Source organism: Desulfogranum marinum, from assembly GCF_016918565.1.
In the GTDB taxonomy this organism is placed as follows: Bacteria; Desulfobacterota; Desulfobulbia; order Desulfobulbales; family Desulfobulbaceae; genus Desulfogranum; species Desulfogranum marinum.
In genome coordinates, this window is record NZ_JAFFQD010000023.1 from 61,983 (window position 1) to 79,343 (window position 17,361).

At 44.8% G+C, this 17,361-nt stretch carries 15 protein-coding genes; 5 read left to right on the forward strand and 10 right to left on the reverse strand.

Features of this window, described 5'->3' with window-relative positions; all coding sequences use genetic code 11:
* The 7 genes from JWH17_RS24375 to rplU form a co-directional block, all read right to left on the reverse strand.
* On the reverse strand, positions 1-3,282 hold the full coding sequence (locus tag JWH17_RS24375) for a UvrD-helicase domain-containing protein (RefSeq protein ID WP_205223153.1): 3,282 nt from the start codon (positions 3,280-3,282) through the stop codon (positions 1-3).
* Positions 3,279-3,944, reverse strand: a complete 666-nt coding sequence (gene nadD, locus JWH17_RS13510; protein ID WP_205223154.1) for a nicotinate (nicotinamide) nucleotide adenylyltransferase — start codon at positions 3,942-3,944, stop codon at positions 3,279-3,281. Before nadD ends, JWH17_RS24375 begins: the two co-directional genes overlap by 4 nt.
* Before the next feature lie 8 nt (positions 3,945-3,952).
* Positions 3,953-5,218 (reverse strand): glutamate-5-semialdehyde dehydrogenase, encoded by a 1,266-nt coding sequence (locus tag JWH17_RS13515; RefSeq protein ID WP_205223155.1) that lies wholly within the window; start codon positions 5,216-5,218, stop codon positions 3,953-3,955.
* A 229-nt stretch (positions 5,219-5,447) separates the two neighbouring features.
* Positions 5,448-6,614 (reverse strand): glutamate 5-kinase, encoded by a 1,167-nt coding sequence (proB, locus tag JWH17_RS13520; RefSeq protein ID WP_205223156.1) that lies wholly within the window; start codon positions 6,612-6,614, stop codon positions 5,448-5,450.
* Positions 6,598-7,623, reverse strand: coding sequence for a GTPase ObgE (gene obgE, locus JWH17_RS13525; protein ID WP_205223157.1), 1,026 nt, complete (start codon positions 7,621-7,623; stop codon positions 6,598-6,600). Before obgE ends, proB begins: the two co-directional genes overlap by 17 nt.
* Before the next feature lie 128 nt (positions 7,624-7,751).
* Positions 7,752-8,006 carry a 50S ribosomal protein L27 gene (gene rpmA, locus JWH17_RS13530; protein WP_205223158.1) on the reverse strand — a complete coding sequence of 85 codons (255 nt, stop codon included), beginning with the start codon at positions 8,004-8,006 and terminating at the stop codon, positions 7,752-7,754.
* 27 nt (positions 8,007-8,033) lie between these two features.
* On the reverse strand, positions 8,034-8,345 hold the full coding sequence (gene rplU / locus JWH17_RS13535) for a 50S ribosomal protein L21 (RefSeq protein ID WP_205223159.1): 312 nt from the start codon (positions 8,343-8,345) through the stop codon (positions 8,034-8,036).
* 245 nt (positions 8,346-8,590) lie between these two features.
* Between rplU and JWH17_RS13540 the strand changes: the two genes are divergently transcribed.
* The 5 genes from JWH17_RS13540 (at position 8,591) to JWH17_RS13560 (ending at position 12,752) form a co-directional block, all read left to right on the forward strand.
* Positions 8,591-8,749 carry a rubredoxin gene (locus JWH17_RS13540; RefSeq protein WP_205223160.1) on the forward strand — a complete coding sequence of 53 codons (159 nt, stop codon included), beginning with the start codon at positions 8,591-8,593 and terminating at the stop codon, positions 8,747-8,749.
* Between the two features lie 236 nt (positions 8,750-8,985).
* Complete coding sequence (locus JWH17_RS13545) at positions 8,986-9,180, forward strand: hypothetical protein (RefSeq protein ID WP_205223161.1); 195 nt, start codon at positions 8,986-8,988, stop codon at positions 9,178-9,180.
* Between the two features lie 625 nt (positions 9,181-9,805).
* Positions 9,806-10,297, forward strand: coding sequence for a DUF3124 domain-containing protein (locus tag JWH17_RS13550; protein WP_232371085.1), 492 nt, complete (start codon positions 9,806-9,808; stop codon positions 10,295-10,297).
* A 10-nt stretch (positions 10,298-10,307) separates the two neighbouring features.
* Positions 10,308-11,111, forward strand: coding sequence for a transporter substrate-binding domain-containing protein (locus JWH17_RS13555; RefSeq protein WP_205223162.1), 804 nt, complete (start codon positions 10,308-10,310; stop codon positions 11,109-11,111).
* 72 nt (positions 11,112-11,183) lie between these two features.
* Positions 11,184-12,752: an RNA-binding domain-containing protein gene (locus JWH17_RS13560; RefSeq protein WP_205223163.1), complete on the forward strand. Its 1,569-nt coding sequence runs from the start codon at positions 11,184-11,186 to the stop codon at positions 12,750-12,752.
* Between the two features lie 33 nt (positions 12,753-12,785).
* Here the strand turns inward: JWH17_RS13560 and JWH17_RS13565 are convergent, their stop codons facing one another.
* Genes JWH17_RS13565 through JWH17_RS13575 form a run of 3 tightly spaced genes read right to left on the reverse strand, consistent with a single transcriptional unit; the run spans position 12,786 to position 17,351 of the window.
* On the reverse strand, positions 12,786-14,597 hold the full coding sequence (locus tag JWH17_RS13565; RefSeq protein WP_205223164.1) for an ABC transporter ATP-binding protein: 1,812 nt from the start codon (positions 14,595-14,597) through the stop codon (positions 12,786-12,788).
* Positions 14,590-16,350 (reverse strand): ABC transporter ATP-binding protein, encoded by a 1,761-nt coding sequence (locus tag JWH17_RS13570; protein ID WP_205223165.1) that lies wholly within the window; start codon positions 16,348-16,350, stop codon positions 14,590-14,592. The genes JWH17_RS13565 and JWH17_RS13570 overlap by 8 nt, the downstream gene beginning before the upstream one ends.
* Positions 16,347-17,351: a hypothetical protein gene (locus tag JWH17_RS13575; RefSeq protein WP_205223166.1), complete on the reverse strand. Its 1,005-nt coding sequence runs from the start codon at positions 17,349-17,351 to the stop codon at positions 16,347-16,349. Before JWH17_RS13575 ends, JWH17_RS13570 begins: the two co-directional genes overlap by 4 nt.
* Between the last annotated feature and the right edge of the window lie 10 nt (positions 17,352-17,361).

Here is a 17,361-nt window from a genome sequence, read left to right on the forward strand (position 1 = left end):
TTATGTAAAAAGAGAAAGTTGTCGGTTGCGGCTAGATTTGTTTTTGCTGGCCGGCCTACTGCTTTTTATCTTTGAAAAAGACGAGGTGGGTATTTCACTGATAAACTGCGACGGTTCAACTGCTTGCATCTTTTGCCCGTAGAACATTCTTGATCGAACATGCGTAAAATACAGGATATCGATCGCCCGGGTCATGGCCACGTAAAATAATCGTCGTTCTTCTTCAACATGATTCATCAGCGCAGCATCTGCCAATTGTTCTCTTGGCTGCAAAGGAATAAGTCCCTGTTCAGCGCCGGCAATAAAAACGACCTTATACTCCAGTCCTTTTGCAGCGTGCATGGTAGAAAGGGTAACACATTCAGCCTTATCATCATAAATAATGGAATCACTGTAGCGCAACAGATACTGAGCGTAATCGCGAATAGACTGCGGATAATTGATCGACATTTTTTGCAATCTTTCGATATCACTCCCCTCTTTATCCAACGTATAATACGATGCAAGTCGGCCAATAACATCTACCAAAGACTCGGTTGAACGTACAAGCTGTTCCAATCGGCTAAAAAATAACTGGAACGTACGCAGCCTTGAACGTATTTTTTCTTGAGCCACTAAAGAGGGATTAAGCTCAAGTAAGCTCGATTCCCTGTTCTTTTCATCATACAGGTGGTGCCGAACGGTATTGAGCATATTGACGCCTACACCTTTTTCTTGACCAAACAAAAAAAGCTGCTGTTCCTTGTCTGCCAAACCTGCCAAAAGCAAAATAGCCCAATAAAGCGGCCTCATTTCAGATCGAGTATAAAATGCCTTAAGATCGACGGTTTGAAAAGGGATCCCATGCTTTGCCATGGCTTTACCGACAACCTGCATCTGCTTGGATGTTCGAAACAGGATACCTATATCGCGCAGAGAAAAAGATGCGTCCTCCAGTATCTCAATTTGCTCTATTTCTCGATGGGAAGTGCCTCCTACCAAGACTTCTATCTGGTCAATTATCCAGCGGGCTTCATGAATAGGGGTCGTGCAAAGTTGAAGATGCAAACGACCGGTACTCTTATAAGCGGTCTGCATAGGTACAATAAACGCTCTATCCGTGTTTTTACCAATAACCTGCTCAGCGGCCTCCATAATAGTGCTGCTGTTGCGGTAATTTCGGACAAGCTGATGGCAACTGGCCTGGTGTACATCAATGAATCGTTGAAACCATGAAGAATCAGCCCCACGAAAACCATAGATCGCTTGGTCCGGGTCTCCGATGATAAACACTGGAGAGGTTTGAGCCAAAGAACAGACCAGATCATACTGCCCCTGGTTAATATCCTGGAATTCATCGACAAATAAATGGCCGGTATGGGTTCGCATGTCCTTACCTGCCTCCCCCTTTTCCCTAAGTATTTCCAAAGCAAAGGGAATGATCATATCAATATCTACACAATCATTGGCATGCAGATATGCTAGATAATTTTCCCTTTGAGCTGGATAAGCAGATGAAGACAGAATCTCTTGGCCGAGCTGTTTGAGTTTGCGCGGCTCAAAATCAGGATAGAGTGTCTGTAATATCTGGTATCGTTTGACCGGACCAACAGGTTGCAATGATGGGTTATACTTGCGAAGCCAATAGAGACAGTACCCATGAAAAGTATGTACCTGCAATGAAGCAGGACAGAGACCAATGGTATGTTCAATTCGTTCGCGCACCTCATCTGCGGCTTTATTAGTAAAGGAAATAATCGTGCATGGTTGGTCTTGTTCTTTAATTATCCTTACAACCCGTTGCACTAATGCATGGGTTTTGCCTGTTCCAGGTCCTGCCTTGACAACCACAATAGGTGCAGCATCATCAACCACTGCCTGCTGCTCAGTGTTGAGCTTTTGCCCCGTTTTTTTTTCAGCGTTAGTCGTTGCTGGAGATTGAGGCTTGGCGGCTTTCACCTTTTTGCTTTTCTTTTTCGCGCGAACAAGTGGTGCAAACATGCTCAGTTGACCAACAAATTTGTCACGCTCACCTTCAGCAAAGACCTTTATGATGCCGAACTCTCCATCATACCCTGGAGTTCTGATCACTTTATTTTCTCTAATACGACGAATAGCTTCTCCTATAAGTGGAGTGGATTTACGCTCGATATCATCAATGGGGACGTCAAGTAAAAGAGAGAACTCAGATTGAAAGAGATTAATTAACTTGGCATAGGCAGCAGCAACTTTTTTAGTGGCAGGACCAACTCCAAGCAGTTCGCTCAGCACCTCCGGCAGGGGAATAGAACTGTGAACCAATGGGTCATGCTCATTGTATAGTGGCCTATCACGATCCGCAAGGTCCAAGACCCGGCTCAACACCCCCACAGTAAGCGGTCTGTTGCACACAGGACAACGGCCTTGATTTGCCTTGGTTTCTCCAGGTTCAAAACAAACGCTGCATTTTCGATGTCCGTCGCAGTGATATTTTCCCTCTTCAGGGTAAAATTCAACAGTTGCCTCAAAAACCCTGTGCCCCTTTTCATCCATTGGAGACTTGAGCGCTTCACGCATGGAAAAATAATCAAAACCAGTAGAAAAAATATTGGCTTCTCTGCCTAGCTTGGCCGGGGAATGACAGTCAGAATTAGAAATAAGGGTATATCGATCAAGGGCTGAAATTCTTCTGTTCATTTCCGGGTCAGAGGAAAGACCCGTTTCGAGGGCAAAAATATGAGGAGTAAGCTCCTCAAAACATTCTTCTATTCTGTCAAATCCCGACTTAGACCCAAAAAGGGAAAACCAAGGGGTCCACACGTGGGCAGGCACTAAAAATCCCTGGGGTGCTTGTTCAAGAACAATCTCCAATAAATTTTTAGCATCAAGCCCCAATATGGGCCTCCCATCGGAGTGCAGATTACCGATATCACCAAGGGTACGATTGAGGCGACGTACGCTCTCTAAATCAGGCGCAAACAAAAGATTATGATTTTTACGAACCCGGTCATTCTTTTTATAGATTGAGCTAATTTCAGCAGTCAGGACAAAACGAATGTCGCTTAACGGTATTTGCGGACGCAAATCTCCCGGCAGATAATCACCTCCTGATTGGTGGTTCCGACGTAATTTAAAAAAACCTGGTTCCGCTTCTTCCAATTGCTCTGTAATCTGGGCAAACCATTGGGGATGGGTGAAGTCACCTGTGCCAAGCACTTGAATTCCTTTGACTGCTGCCCAGGCTGCTAATCCCGGTAGATTGCTGGCTTTACTGGTTGCCCTTGAAAACAAAGAGTGGATATGCAGATCAGCAATATATTTCACGATGAACCTGTATGCAAATAGAGTTTATTTTCAACAATATAACGATAAACGGCAGGTGAAATCATGGTGGGCCGTTTTCCCTGAGCCAATTGCCGACGAAGTTCGGAAGATGATACCGGCCACTCAAGATCACTGAGGTACTGGATGGTATTACCGTTTTTAAGCACCCATTTATTGCCGGTTGCACAACTGATATATGGAATATGAAAGGAGGTGATGGTCTTTTCTACTGCGGGCATAGCGACTTTATCTCTGCCTGCGACAATCAGATGAACGAGTGCAATCAATTCTTTGGCTTTGTACCATTGCGGCAAATCAACCAATGAATCGGCGCCAATAATAAGATAATATTCTACATCGTGCCGGCGCTGCTTTAATTCTTTGATGGTGCGTACGGTATAGGAAAGGCCAGGATACTCATTTTCAATGAGCGAGACCCTCATTTGTTGCTCCCCTTGCAAGGCGAGATTGAGCATGTCAACCCGCTGGGTGAAAGAAGCTGAGGTTATTTTTTTATGGGGAGGGTGTGGAGCAGGTATAAATAGAATGTATTGAATATCGCAATAAGCCAGCACATGACGAGCCACAGCAACGTGACCGTCATGCACCGGATCAAATGTTCCCCCAAACAGACCAACTTTCTGTTTGTTTAAAACCGTCATTGATGTAATCAGCTACGGATTTCACCTTGGCCAAAAACAATAAATTTTTGGGTGGTTAGTTCCTTGAGTCCCATGGGTCCATATGCGTGAAGCTTGGTTGTTGAAATCCCTATTTCCGCACCAAGCCCAAATTGCCCACCGTCATTAAACCTGGTAGAGGCATTAACCATGACGGCAGAAGCATCGACCTCTCGTAAAAATCGCTGACTTCGCTGGTAGGAATTGGTAATGATGGTCTCGGTATGCAGAGAGCCGTGTTCTGCGATATAATCCATGGCCTCATCCATATCGGAGACGATTTTTACCACCAAAATAAGGTCGAGAAATTCTTTTCCCCAATCCTCTTCTGCTGCTGGCTCGACAATATCACTTATGGCGCAGCTTTTGGGACAGCCAAGAAGCTGTACCCCTTTATCCTTTAAAGCAGTAGCCAAAACAGGGAGCATTTCAGTAGCGCATGCTTCGTGAATCAGCATGCCTTCAAGCGCATTACAGACTCCAGGACGATGGGTTTTGCCGTTAACAACAATCGATACGGCCATGTCCTCTTCTGCATCGCGGTCTATAAAGACATGACAAACCCCTTTATAGTGCTTTAAGACGGGAATCATGGACTTTTGGGTAACCGCCCGGATCAAGCCTTCCCCGCCACGGGGGATCACAAGATCGATGTATTCTTCCTGCTGGAGTAACACATCGACGCAAGTACGATCAGTATACGGCAACACTTGTACGGCAGCCTGATCAACACCGGCTTTTTGCAGCACATCCTGCATGATCCCAGCAAGAGCCAGGTTGGAGTGAATGGCCTCAGAGCCACCACGCAGCACGACAACATTGCCCGCCTTGAGGCATAAAGCAGCAGAATCGATGGTAACATTGGGACGGGATTCATAAATCATGCATATTACCCCAAGCGGAACGCGCATTCGGCCAACACTTATACCACTGGGGCGTTTACGCATCTCTTGGATTTCACCAACAGGATCTTCAAGGGCAGCGATTTCATGAATTCCCTGTACCATATCAGCAATAACCTTTTCGGTAATGGCCAACCTGTCGAGCATTGCACCGGACAATCCTTTGTCTTTGGCGGCTTCAAGATCCTTTTGATTTTCGGCAATAATTGCATCCTGACTCGCCTGCAGAGCAGATGCAGTATCAAGTAATATCGTATTTTTGGTAGAAGTCGGCAAAGATGCCATATTCCTTGAGGCTGCGCGCGCTTTTCGTGCAATTTCTACAATTGCTGTTTCAAGCTGTACACTCTCCATTTTTCCTCCTTTTCAAGTGGCTTCGTTTGCCTGATGTTAAACAATCATAAAGCTAAAAACCGTGTAACGGTAATCTTGATTTAGCAATATTTTATACTCGCAGAATTACAATAAGTTAATTTGCGTGTCCGGACTACACTACAGAGCACTGTTCCTATCTGAAAAACCAAAAAAAAAGGAATAGAGAACAGGTATATATCAAGTAGACACTTTTCGATCACTCTACGATCTATGACGGCTGCTTCAGTACCAGGTTGTCGCGATGAATGATTTCATCGTTATCTTTATATCCCAGTACTTGCTGAATATGTGAGGTTTTCAGTCCTTTAATTCGTTCAATATCAGAAGATGAGTAATTACTCAATCCGGAAGCTATAATTTCACCATTTTCGTCCTGACACTGAACAGGAGCTCCAATATCGAAATTGCCGATAACAGTTATAACACCGGAAGGGAGTAAGCTCCGCCCTCTGTTCATCAGCGCGTTGCAGGCCCCCGGATCAATGACGAGGGTACCTTCTGGACGCAGCACATAGGCAATCCAATGCTTTCTGCTTGTGATTCTCTCTTCAGCGGGCAGAAAAAAAGTACCTATCATTTCTCCGCTGAACAATTCTTGGAGAATGTTAATATTTTTCCCCGGCCCAATAAAAGAGCTCCCCCCGCATGCAGCAACCATCTTGGCGGCATTTATCTTGGCAAGCATGCCCCCGGTACCGAGCAAACTTTTAGAGTGGCCTGCCATTCGCTCAACATCAGGGTCGATATGGGCAACCGTATATACCGGCATGGCACTGCTATCATCACTGGGATTGGCAGTATAGAGGCAGTCAACGTCGGTGAGAATAATAAACATGTCTGCACCGATCATGTTGGTAATCAGGGCGCCGAGAGTATCATTATCGCTGAAACGCAGTTCCTCGCCGGAAACTGTATCATTTTCATTGATAATCGGCACAACCCCGAACTCAAACAAAGTCAGAATAGTGTTCCGGACATTTAAATACCGACTGCGATGGGAAAGGTCTTCATGAGTAAGCAGAACTTGAGCGACCTGTTGCTGATATTCGGCAAAAGCCTGCTCATATGCCTGCATAAGCAGCCCTTGTCCGGTCGCAGCAAGGGCCTGTTTAATCCTTAATTCTTCATGCACCTTTTTGGCAATATCCAATTTCTGTCTGCCGGCCGCAACAGCACCTGAACTAACCAGAATAACCTCCCTGCCGGTGGACTGGAGAAAAGAAATCTGGCGGGCAATCGCTGCAATAATCTCCGGATCAACACCATGCCTGTTCGTGAGGACAGCACTGCCGACTTTAATCACAACCCTTTTGGCCTGGTCAAAAAGGGTCTGTCTGAGAAAAAGCCCTTCTTCTCTACTAACCTGGAATGTCATCACCAACACCTGCACGTTGATTTTCCAGCAGGTCCCCAAGCATACTTTTCAGTTCTTCTATCCCTTCTCCAGTCTCGGCAGACAGTGACAACACTGTCTCATTTTGTTGAGCCAGAAGATCAATTTTAGCGATTCGTTCCTCAGCAGTCAAAAGATCAACTTTGTTTGCCACAACAATTTGCTTCCTGGAAAGCAATTCCTCGTTATAGGCACTCAATTCGTCTCTAATGGTAGAGTAATCAGCAAGCATCTGTTCTGCATCGACTGAGATATCAATAACGTGCAAGAGGATGGAGGTTCTCTCAATGTGACGTAGAAATTGGTGTCCCAAGCCTACCCCCTGGTGGGCTCCCTCTATCAAGCCTGGTATATCAGCAATAATACATGATTCAGTAAAAGGAAAGTGCAGTACACCCAACTGTGGATCAAGGGTGGTAAAAGGATAGGATGCAATTTTTGGATTTGCAGCTGACACCTTGGACAGCAAGGTGGATTTCCCGGCATTGGGCAATCCGATAAGTCCAACATCTGCCAGAAGTTTCAACTCAATTCGCAGCCAACGTTCTTCTCCTTCCTGACCGGGAGTGGCTTTACGCGGTGCCCTGTTGGTTGAGGAAGCAAACCGTGAATTGCCAAGGCCGCCTTTACCGCCTTTAGCAGCTACAAATGTCTGTTCAGCAACGGTGAGGTCGGCGAGAACGACACCGGTTTCACCATCTTTGATGATTGAGCCAAGGGGTACTCTAATCACACAGTCTTTGCCACCCTTGCCATGACGGTCACTCCCCTGACCATTAACTCCACGCTCAGCTTTAAAATGAGACCGGTATTTGAAATCGATCAATGAACGTAGCTGGCTATCGGCAACCAAAATAACATTGCCGCCTTTACCGCCGTCACCACCATTTGGACCGCCTTTGGGTACAAATTTTTCACGTCGGAAACTGACACAGCCGTTACCTCCGTCACCCGCTTTTACCCAAAATTTTGATTCGTCAACAAAACCCATAGATCACTATCTATAAAATTAAAAAAAAAGACCCGGCACCAATATCTATATTGATGCCGAGTCTTTTAGATTCGGTATGCAACGTGGTGCTGCTCTATATAACCCTAATCAAAGGGACGCTGAGTGCATCAATCAGGATACACTGAAACGCGCTTTCTATCTTTACCAAAAGTTTCGTACTTAACAGTACCATCAATCTTGGCAAAGAGTGTGTAGTCTCGACCACATCCCACATTTTCACCAGGATGAATCCTGGTGCCGAGCTGGCGAACCAGAATACTGCCTGCACGTACTACCTGACCACCAAAGCGCTTTACACCACGCCGCTGACCAGCACTGTCACGACCGTTCCTTGAACTACCGCCTGCTTTCTTATGTGCCATGAGATATACTCCGAATTAGATCAACAATTATGCTGAGATTTCTTCAATGGTCAGCGCTGTAAAAGGTTGACGAAAGCCTTTCTTTACGCTGTAGCCTTTGCGCCGTTTCTTTTTGAAAACGATGACTTTTTTGTGCCGGCCTTGTTCTGCTATTTTAGCAACGACCTTCGCACCATCAACGACTGGTTGTCCTACGGTGACGGCTTCTCCATCAGCCACCAGCAGCACGTCCGCGATTTCTACGGTATCACCAATCTCACCTTCAAGCTTCTCAACGCGGAGTGTATCGCCGGCTTCCACCTGATACTGTTTTCCACCGGTTCGAACTATTGCATACATGCGACTTCTCCTCGATAACGTCAAATAAAAATTTTTTGCAGAATTTACAAATAAAACATAAACCTTCCTACATGTCAACCTCAACATTGTAACATTAGCGATTGTTATTCATTTTTTAGTATGTCGATAAAGATAACAACGTCTTTTTCTTGAAAAGCCGATTTAAAAAAAGTATCTTTTTTTCTCTGGGAAGTAAAATACAAATTGCTTTTCACAGAGTACCCGTAAATTACAGGAGATAAAAAATGGAAAAAATGGAATGTCCATGTGGCTATATTTATGATCCAGAGGAAGGAGATGCCGATAGCGGTATCCCTGGAGGCACTGCCTTTGCGGATCTACCTGATGATTGGGTCTGCCCAAAATGCGGTGCAGAAAAAGAATATTTCTATCCCGCCGATTAACTCCTTCTCGCAGGCTGAATTTTTTTTTGTCAGCCTGCGGGTTTTTTGCAGCCAAACACAGACCAAAAATACCCCCCCCCTTGACGCGTCCGTCAAAACTCGACAATCTGCCTCACTTTTCTTTTATTAAGAAACCCGACTAATTACAACCAAAACAGACTGCTACTTCACGTGCATCTTGCCAGGGAGCTGCTTCCTGCACCAGCCTGCCAAACAGGATCTCGTTGACCTGAATCATGAGTGACCAACAAGCAGTCCCGGCCGTTGAAATCCGCAATCTCTCCTCTCGATACAACCAGCTGCCGGTGTTGCCTGATGTGGATTTTGTCATTGGCGCAGCGCGCACACCCTTCATTGTCATGGTTATAGCCTTGTTGACACTTGCTGCTGCTATCGCAGAAAACTTTGCCCGTAATATTTTATCCGGATGATGACAATCTCCACTTTTTCCTGCGCCCTGTTCATTGTTTTAGAATTGGCGCTCAGCTATGCAATAGACGTTTTCAGTGCTCCTGCCATTATTGTTACTTGCTGCAAGCAGTTCTCTCATCATCATTCTTGGCCTTCGCACAACGGCACGGGCGCGCAGGAGACACAACACCTGGAAAAGGTTGCATTTCATCCATCGATTAAGTAGTTTTTTCGTAACTATTGAGCAACACTCCAAATCGCCACTATCTGCTCACCCATTGCACCGATGTATAGCTATTCGGTATACTGTTGAACATTTTTAGTACCGCTAAACAGCTTAGCTTGGGGTAGATTGACTGTTTTCAGATTTTCGCTGAATGGTTATACAATTGTTATTGGGTTGAGGTCGAAATCCAGCATTTTTCATCATTAAACGAACAATTCACCCTCCACGCAAACTGGACGATAAACGCCCCGGGGTTAAAAAAATCTCAACCGTGCTGATTTCTCAACAACACTCGCAAACACAAAAGAGGACTATGACAGTTATGTGCAATGTGCATCCGAATCTCTCAGTCAACTAAGTCTGGAGATAGCTGATACACTCCGAGCAATCAACAAATCTACACTTCAGGAAAACGTTCAATGAAAAACATGGCCTCCCTTGTTGCGAGCATACTCAGCACCTTGCTCCTCTTTTCATCAAACAGTACCGCTTCTGCAAACAACCTTGATCTCTGGTTGGAGCAGACGGTATATGTTCCGCTCTATTCTCATATTTATGCTGATGAGCGATTTAAAAACAAACCTTTTCTCCTCACCGCCACCCTGTCCATACGCAATACAGACCCTGACCATAAGCTCACCTTGCTCAGTGTTGATTATTACGACTCAACCGGCAAATTACTGAGCAACTATCTCCCCGAACCACTTACTATCGGTCCGCTTGGCTCCACCAGGTATATAGTTGAAGAATCTGAATCAAAAGGTGGGTCTGGAGCCAAATTCCTGGTTACCTGGAATGCAGAAACCGGCATAACAGAACCAATAATTGAATCCATTATGATTGGTACCAAAATGCAGCAGGGTATTTCTTTCATTTCCAGAGGCAGAGTCATCAAAGGTAAAACAAGGTAAACAGAATCTTATGAACAACAGCGCCGTTTTTTCAGTGTTCGTTACGTGTTTCTTGCTGCTTTCGGGCTGCAGCCAGTTAGCAACAGACAGCGAATCTTCAGCAAAACCTTCCACTCGGATTTTAAAAGTCGGCATATCTACCAACTCTCCTCCCATGGCCTTCCGCAGTAAAGGCGAAATAGTCGGACTTGAAGCTGAATTAGCCAGAGGGCTTGCTGATTTCTCCGGGAAACAGCTCAAATTCATTCCGCTTAAATGGCAGGATCAGATCCCAAGCCTGCTCACAGGAAAAACAGACATCATTATGTCGGCAATGACCATGACTCGTGCACGCCAGTATCGGATCGACTTCTGTAAACCGTATATGGCGACCGGACAAATCTCACTTGTTCACCGCAGTCAAGCAAACAAATTCAGTAATGGCCTTGCATCACTTCTTAATCAGACGGTAAAAGTAGGTACTGTCAAGGGAACCACCGGCGACCTCTTGATAGAAAAAAATAAAGCCAAAGGAAAACGTCACCAGTTTATTTCATCCCGAAAAGCAGTCCAGTCACTTCTCGACCATGATATTGATGCCTTTGTGTATGACCTACCCGGTAATCTCTACTATGGTTCGATTTACGCGGAAAAGGGCCTGGTTCCAATTTTACAGCCAATGACCCGCGAACAAATAGCCTGGGCAGTAAGAAAGGAAGATACCCGGTTACTCCAGACAGCAAACAACTTCCTTGCTACTTGTCAACAAAACGGCTCTTTGAAAAAAATGATTGAACATTGGGTGCCTTTCTACAAAAATCTTTATAATCGGTAGCCACTTACAAATGCATCAAATTCGTCACCGCATTCATTGAATCCAAACACCTTCTGTTCCGGTCAATAAAGAATGAAGAATATACGTAAAGCTCTGCCATTTATAGTTCCTATTGCAGGTTTCCTTATAATATTCATTGGAATCAACATCTTCCAATACTACAAGGTTAAACAAACCATTAAAAACGGCCTTATCCAGACAACGGGTGAATCAGAGCTTGCAGAAATCAGATCTTTTTTTTCCGGCGTAACCAACAAACTAAATATTGTCAGGGACTGGGGAAAGAACGGCGTACTTGACACAGATGACGCTATAGATCTCAACAAAAAATTTATGCCCCTTGTGGATCACCAGGATCATTTAAACGGTATCATTTTCGCCAACGACCAGGGTGATGAATATTTGCTCATCAACCAAACCCCACATCTCATCACCCGGTTGACAAAACTTCGTCAGGACAAGGCTGAAATGGAGTTTGCAGAATGGTCTGCACCGGATAAATCGATTCGAAAATGGCATGAGACGACTACCTATGACCCGCGCAGCCGTCCTTGGTTTCGCCAAGACCCATCCGAGTCTGAAATCTTTCTTTCAAATATCTATACCTTTTACCAGTCCAAAAAAAAAGGTATCACCGCTTCTGTTTCCTGGACACACGAAGAAAAAAAAGCGAAACAACATGTATTTGCCATAGACATATACCTCGATGAAATAGAGCTTCTCTTAAAGACCATCAACAAGAAAAAGGCATCAGTACTTTTCCTGGTCAATACCCAAAACAACTACTTTATCACCGAGCAGTCTGTCGCCGGTACTTCTACCATTGAGAACGATCATCTTGCAGGGGCAGTAACGGCTTTACCAAAAATCATAGAAAGTTGGAAACAAGATGGTACGCCGGTCTCTCGCCCAATGGAACTGCAGGAAAACAACAATCAATGGATAGCTTCTTTTCAGCCTCTTTTTCCAGAACAGCCTTTTTTATGGATAGGGGTAATCTCAAATGATGAGGCCTTGTTAGGCTCTTTTGAGACTTCACTTTTCACCATAGACTTCTTTGATATCGGCATTGCCTTTACGGCTGCCTTGCTCTTATTTTTCATTATATGGAAAACTGGATTGTTTCGATTTGAGGAAGTTCCCCCAACCGAAGAAGATCGACTTCGTCAATACCTCGCTGCCGGCGAAGGCGCAACCGTTGAGTTCAAATCAACAATCCGAACCAATCTGAAGACAGGGAAGCAAGGGAAGGAAATTGAATTTGCCTGGCTCAAGGCTGTAACCGCCTTTCTTAATAGCCAGGGGGGAACCCTGTTGTTAGGAGTAGATGATAGCGGGGAGCTGCTCGGCTTAAAAGCAGATATTTTTGAAAATGATGATAAAGTTCTCCTCCATATAAAGAATCTTATTAACCATCACATTGGTGCCGAGTTTGCATCGTATACTGCTTTTTCATTGTTGAATATAGAGCAAAAGCAGGTAATGATGATAGAGGTCCTCCCAGCCACCTCCCCCGTATTTTTAAAAATTGGTAAAAACGAAGAGTTTTATATCAGGTCCGGCCCTTCCTCGATAAAACTAACCCCTAGTCAAATGGTTCGTTTTGTGCTCCAGCATAAGGATGAAAAGCAGGTGAAATAAGTAGGTCACCATTGAACCGATGAGAATTCCGGGCTAGGACGGGAACGGCTGTTTTTGTAAATCAAAATTGACAAATTTTCTATAGACCGAGTCACTAGCCATCAATTGGTCGTGGGTGCCCTGCTCAACAATAATGCCGTTGTCAATAACGATAATACGATCAACTTTTCTTATTGTAGAAAGACGATGAGCTATAATGAAAGAGGTTCGACCTCTGAACGACGCCGCAACGGCATGTTCGAGCATCTTTTCCGATTCAACATCGATAGAGGACGTTGCCTCGTCCAAAACAAGGATAGTCGGATCACGATACAAGGCACGCACAAAAGAAAGCAGTTGTTTCTCCCCTACTGATAAATCCTTCACATCCTCACCGATAACCGTCTCTAAACCTTTAGGTAGCTTATCAATAAATGACTGGAGCCCGGTCTGGTTTAGAATAGCCCGTAATTTATCCTGATCAAGAGGCTGATCAAGGATGATATTAGCAAGGACCGTATCCGGAAAAATAAAGATATCCTGCATGATAATGCCGATATGGTTCCGCAGTTCCTTTAGCGGAAAATCTCGCACATCGGTTTCCTGGATCCTGATTGTGCCCTGATCCGGGTCGTAAAACCTTGCCAGTAAGTGAATCATGGTTGATTTTCCTGATCCGGTGGCCCCAACCAAGGCAACAGATTCTCCGGACTTGATATTCAGATCAATTCCTTTAAGGACCGGTACTTCTTGATTATATCCAAACCATATCCCATCAAATTGAATATCACCGTCAATGGGATGCTGCGCGCCCTGAGCGCTCCAATCTATGTCCTTCAAACGTGGAGAGGTATCAAGTAATTGAAAAATCCGTTCGGCTGAGGCCATTGCTGACTGAACAATTGAATATTTTTGGGATAGTTCACGCAATGGTTGAAAAAAAAGTCGCATATAAGAAAGAAAAGCAACGAGCTCACCAAGGCTCAACTGGCTACGGATGATTTCACCACCACCATACCAGAGAATTAAAGCCACTGCAGTCGAGTTCATAAAGTCTGTCAGCGGCATAAATTTGGCGAACAAGCGAACCTGTTCAATATTTTTTTTCAAATATTCACTGGTATGCTCGAAATATTTTTGCCGGCTTGTTTGTTGACGGTTAAAAACCTGTATAATATTTATCGCGGTGAGCGATTCCGCAAGAAACCCATTCAACACGGCGACTTGAGTACGTATTTTACGAAACTTTTCTCGGGCTATGCGGGAAAAATAGAACGTTAACCAAAATGCCAAAGGGATAAAGACAGTCATAAGCAGGGCGAGCCTGCCGTTCATGTAGTAAAGAAGACAAAAAATACCAAACAGCTTGAGGACATCATTAAACAGAGTGACCATCACCGAGGTGAACATTTCATGCATATTTTGAACATCATTGGTTAACCTGGTCACCAACTGCCCCACCCTCTGTTCATGAAAAAAATACATGTCCAGGGTAAGAATGTGAGCAAAGAGTTTTTGCCGCACATGATCCATTATCGACTGCCCCGCCCATTCAAGCAGTACTACCTGGGTGAATCCTCCACAAAAAACGATCCCGACAAGTATCCCGTAGCCGATGATAATGTTACGCAACCCTTCAAGGCGTTGCGACAGATCCAGGCTGGTTTGCGGCGCAATAAAATTGTCAATGGCAACCTGCATCAACTTGGGCAGCATAAGGCTCGCTACGGTAATAAGCAATGACAGGGCTATAGCACTCCACAAGGCCTTCGCATGTTGCCGGCAGTAGGTGAGAATGCGACGCCAGAGGTGCACATCTTTGATGTTACCCTGGTGTCCCTCTTCTGAATAGCCGTAGTTACGCATCTGTCTGTTGTTTTTCCACCATTGCTCTATAAAAAGGATGCTCTTGTAATTGGCTGTGATTACCTTGAGCGGCCACTTCTCCCTGGTCGAGAATAATTATATTGTCAGCCAGTTGCAGAACATTAATCCGATGCGAAACTATAATTATTGACTGATAGTTTTTTGAAGAAACCAGATTTTGCAGGACCTGTTGTTCGGTCTCAACATCTATTGCATTTAAACCATCATCGATTATAAGCAGGGAGCGCTTACAAACAAGCGCTCTGGCAAGGGCCAAACGTTGCCGCTGACCGCCGGAAAGCCTCACCCCCCTTTCGCCGATAAGGGTGGCATACCCTTCCGGTAACTGCAAAATCTCCTCGTGAATGGCCGCAGCGCGAGCTGCTTCCTCTATTTCAAGCCGGCTCGCCCCTGGTTTTCCAAAAGCAATATTATGGGCAATAGTTTCTGAAAAAAGGGTTGTTTCCTGGGGCAAATAGGCAATGTATTTTCGTATTTCGTTAACTGCCAGATCATTGACGTCAATTTGGTTACACAAAAGACATCCTCGTTCAACCGGGTACATGCGAAGCAGTAATTTACATAAAGTGGATTTGCCCGATCCTGTCCTGCCGGTGATAGCCAAATGACCCGGCTCAATCTCCAAAGAAATGTCTGTGAGAATCTTTCGTTGCGTTTCAGGATAGCAAAAGCTGAGATGACGACAGGAAAAATGCAGAGAAATTTGATTAGCCGGAAAAGTTCCTGTTCCGCCAATTACTATTGGTTGCTCATTGAGCAGACGGTAAATTCTTCTTAAAGAAGTCATGCCCCTTTGGATAATATTTGCCACCCAGCCGACAGCCATCATAGGCCATATCAACATATACATATAGGTTATAAAGGCCACGAATTCACCAATGGTGATAACCTCTGTCATAACCAGAATTCCGCCGTTATACAAAACAAGCAGCATCCCGATATTGCCGATCAAGGTCGATGCAGGAAACAGCGCCCCCTGGATGACGGCAACATTAAGGTTGCTTTTTACATATTTTTTTCCAAGCCGAGCAAACCCTTGCTTTTGCATCTTTTCTAGAGTGTAAGCCTGGATGAGCTGGATGGAGGAAAGCGTGGTACGGGCAAATTCGGTAATAAGAGCAAATTGCTCCTGCACCAAATTAAAACGGGTGTGCAATCTTGCCGATAAGATTCTTGTACAAATAGCCAAAAGCGGCATAGGCATGAGCGCAAACAGGGTAAGCCTGGGACTGATTGAAACCATAAACCCAATGCCCACACTGGTCAGCACCAGTGCATCAACAGCAGCCACCAGTCCCATGCCGCAAGCCATTTGAATAGCATTCAAATCATTACTTGCATGGGCCATCAAGTCACCGGTTTTCCAACGTTCAAAAAAGGGCTGATCCATCTTTACAATATGGGAAAACAGCCTGTCTCTAATATCTTTTTCAAGAATTCGTGAAAAACCAATGATAAGGAGTCGCCACCAAAACCTGAGAAGAACGACACATGCCGCCGCACTGATAATTATAATCCCTAACCACAATAAAGAGGTTGATGTAGCACTTTTTTGAGCTAGAGAATCAACACCGTGCTTAATAAATTTTGGTATGACCAGCTGGATAAGGTCCACACAGACCAGAGCAAAAAATCCTGTGAAAAGGCGTATTTTATACTTTTGAAAGAGAGGAAAAATAATGTGTAACACCGACTGCAGATCGGTGTTTTTGTTGGAGAAGAAAAGGCTCATGGACGAGAATGCAGCAGCTCATTATAAGCCGCTGTTAAACGGACAAACTGATCATGATCACCGCCTTTGTCCGGATGCATGGAATGGGCCTTCTTTCGATAAAGACTGGTCAATTGTTTTTTCGTCATTGCTGCTATCTGTTCATGGCTCACCCCAAAAACAGCTACAGCTTGAGATACAGTCATTTTTTCCGCGGAGACAGGTGGACGATAAGCCCTTCGTGCCCTTCGAAACCGCTGCCCCATGGCATTCCATGAGAGATCCCCATCATGTGCCATATCAAAATACATAAACAGGTAGCGCAGCAAATATTTGGGGGTGCGACCCTTTCTGTTATACCCCGCCCAAAACCGGAGGTCCTGATCCAAACGGCAATATTCCCTGAGGAAATATTCATCCACTTGTTCCTGATCAAGGGTACTGGGAATTGTACGAGCATACCGAGCAATAAAAAAACGCTGCAGATCAAAGATGGAAAACAAATAATTTTTAAATTCTCGGGGCTGCAGATCCATTTCACGCTTCATGATCAGCTGCTCAATCTCATCCCGGGACTTATTGAGCAGAACTTTGTAGAGTGGAGGCGATTTATCTACAATTTCCGTAGTGCAGTGACCAAAACGAAGAAAATGAATCCTTCGTTTATCCAGGAAATGCGTTTCGGCAATCACCCGTAATCGCTCATCTTCGCCCATGGATTGCCACTTTCTGTATTTATGGCGGTTGCGAAACGGTTCTAATTTATACCTTACGTAGGGATCAAGAAATGGAAAAAAAAGGTCCTCCAGTTCATCTTCATCGACCTCCACGCCCTTTTCTTCCAATGCGTCGTAAATGATGCTTGCGAGTTGGTAATGAACATCCCCTGAATAAACAATGAACTTTTCCGGGTTACGCCCCAATTCAATCACATCCCGAGACCTGTAGACACTGCCATCCCAAAATGATTGTCGTAAAACGTGGTAAACTCCATGGGGAGTTGCTTTTTGCGCAAGATACATACTATCTATG

Excerpts from the sequence above, each read along its gene's own strand:
- JWH17_RS13570 (WP_205223165.1), bottom strand. The coding sequence starts at position 16,350 with ATGAGCCTTTTCTTCTCCAACAAAAACACCGATCTGCAGTCGGTGTTA.
- JWH17_RS13575 (WP_205223166.1), bottom strand. The coding sequence starts at position 17,351 with ATGTATCTTGCGCAAAAAGCAACTCCCCATGGAGTTTACCACGTTTTA.
- JWH17_RS13545 (WP_205223161.1), top strand. The coding sequence starts at position 8,986 with ATGAGTGACCAACAAGCAGTCCCGGCCGTTGAAATCCGCAATCTCTCC.
- JWH17_RS13540 (WP_205223160.1), top strand. The coding sequence starts at position 8,591 with ATGGAAAAAATGGAATGTCCATGTGGCTATATTTATGATCCAGAGGAA.
- proB (WP_205223156.1), bottom strand. The coding sequence starts at position 6,614 with ATGACATTCCAGGTTAGTAGAGAAGAAGGGCTTTTTCTCAGACAGACC.
- JWH17_RS13555 (WP_205223162.1), top strand. The coding sequence starts at position 10,308 with ATGAACAACAGCGCCGTTTTTTCAGTGTTCGTTACGTGTTTCTTGCTG.
- JWH17_RS13560 (WP_205223163.1), top strand. The coding sequence starts at position 11,184 with ATGAAGAATATACGTAAAGCTCTGCCATTTATAGTTCCTATTGCAGGT.
- rplU (WP_205223159.1), bottom strand. The coding sequence starts at position 8,345 with ATGTATGCAATAGTTCGAACCGGTGGAAAACAGTATCAGGTGGAAGCC.
- rpmA (WP_205223158.1), bottom strand. The coding sequence starts at position 8,006 with ATGGCACATAAGAAAGCAGGCGGTAGTTCAAGGAACGGTCGTGACAGT.
- JWH17_RS13565 (WP_205223164.1), bottom strand. The coding sequence starts at position 14,597 with ATGCGTAACTACGGCTATTCAGAAGAGGGACACCAGGGTAACATCAAA.
- JWH17_RS13550 (WP_232371085.1), top strand. The coding sequence starts at position 9,806 with ATGAAAAACATGGCCTCCCTTGTTGCGAGCATACTCAGCACCTTGCTC.
- JWH17_RS13515 (WP_205223155.1), bottom strand. The coding sequence starts at position 5,218 with ATGGAGAGTGTACAGCTTGAAACAGCAATTGTAGAAATTGCACGAAAA.
- obgE (WP_205223157.1), bottom strand. The coding sequence starts at position 7,623 with ATGGGTTTTGTTGACGAATCAAAATTTTGGGTAAAAGCGGGTGACGGA.
- nadD (WP_205223154.1), bottom strand. The coding sequence starts at position 3,944 with ATGACGGTTTTAAACAAACAGAAAGTTGGTCTGTTTGGGGGAACATTT.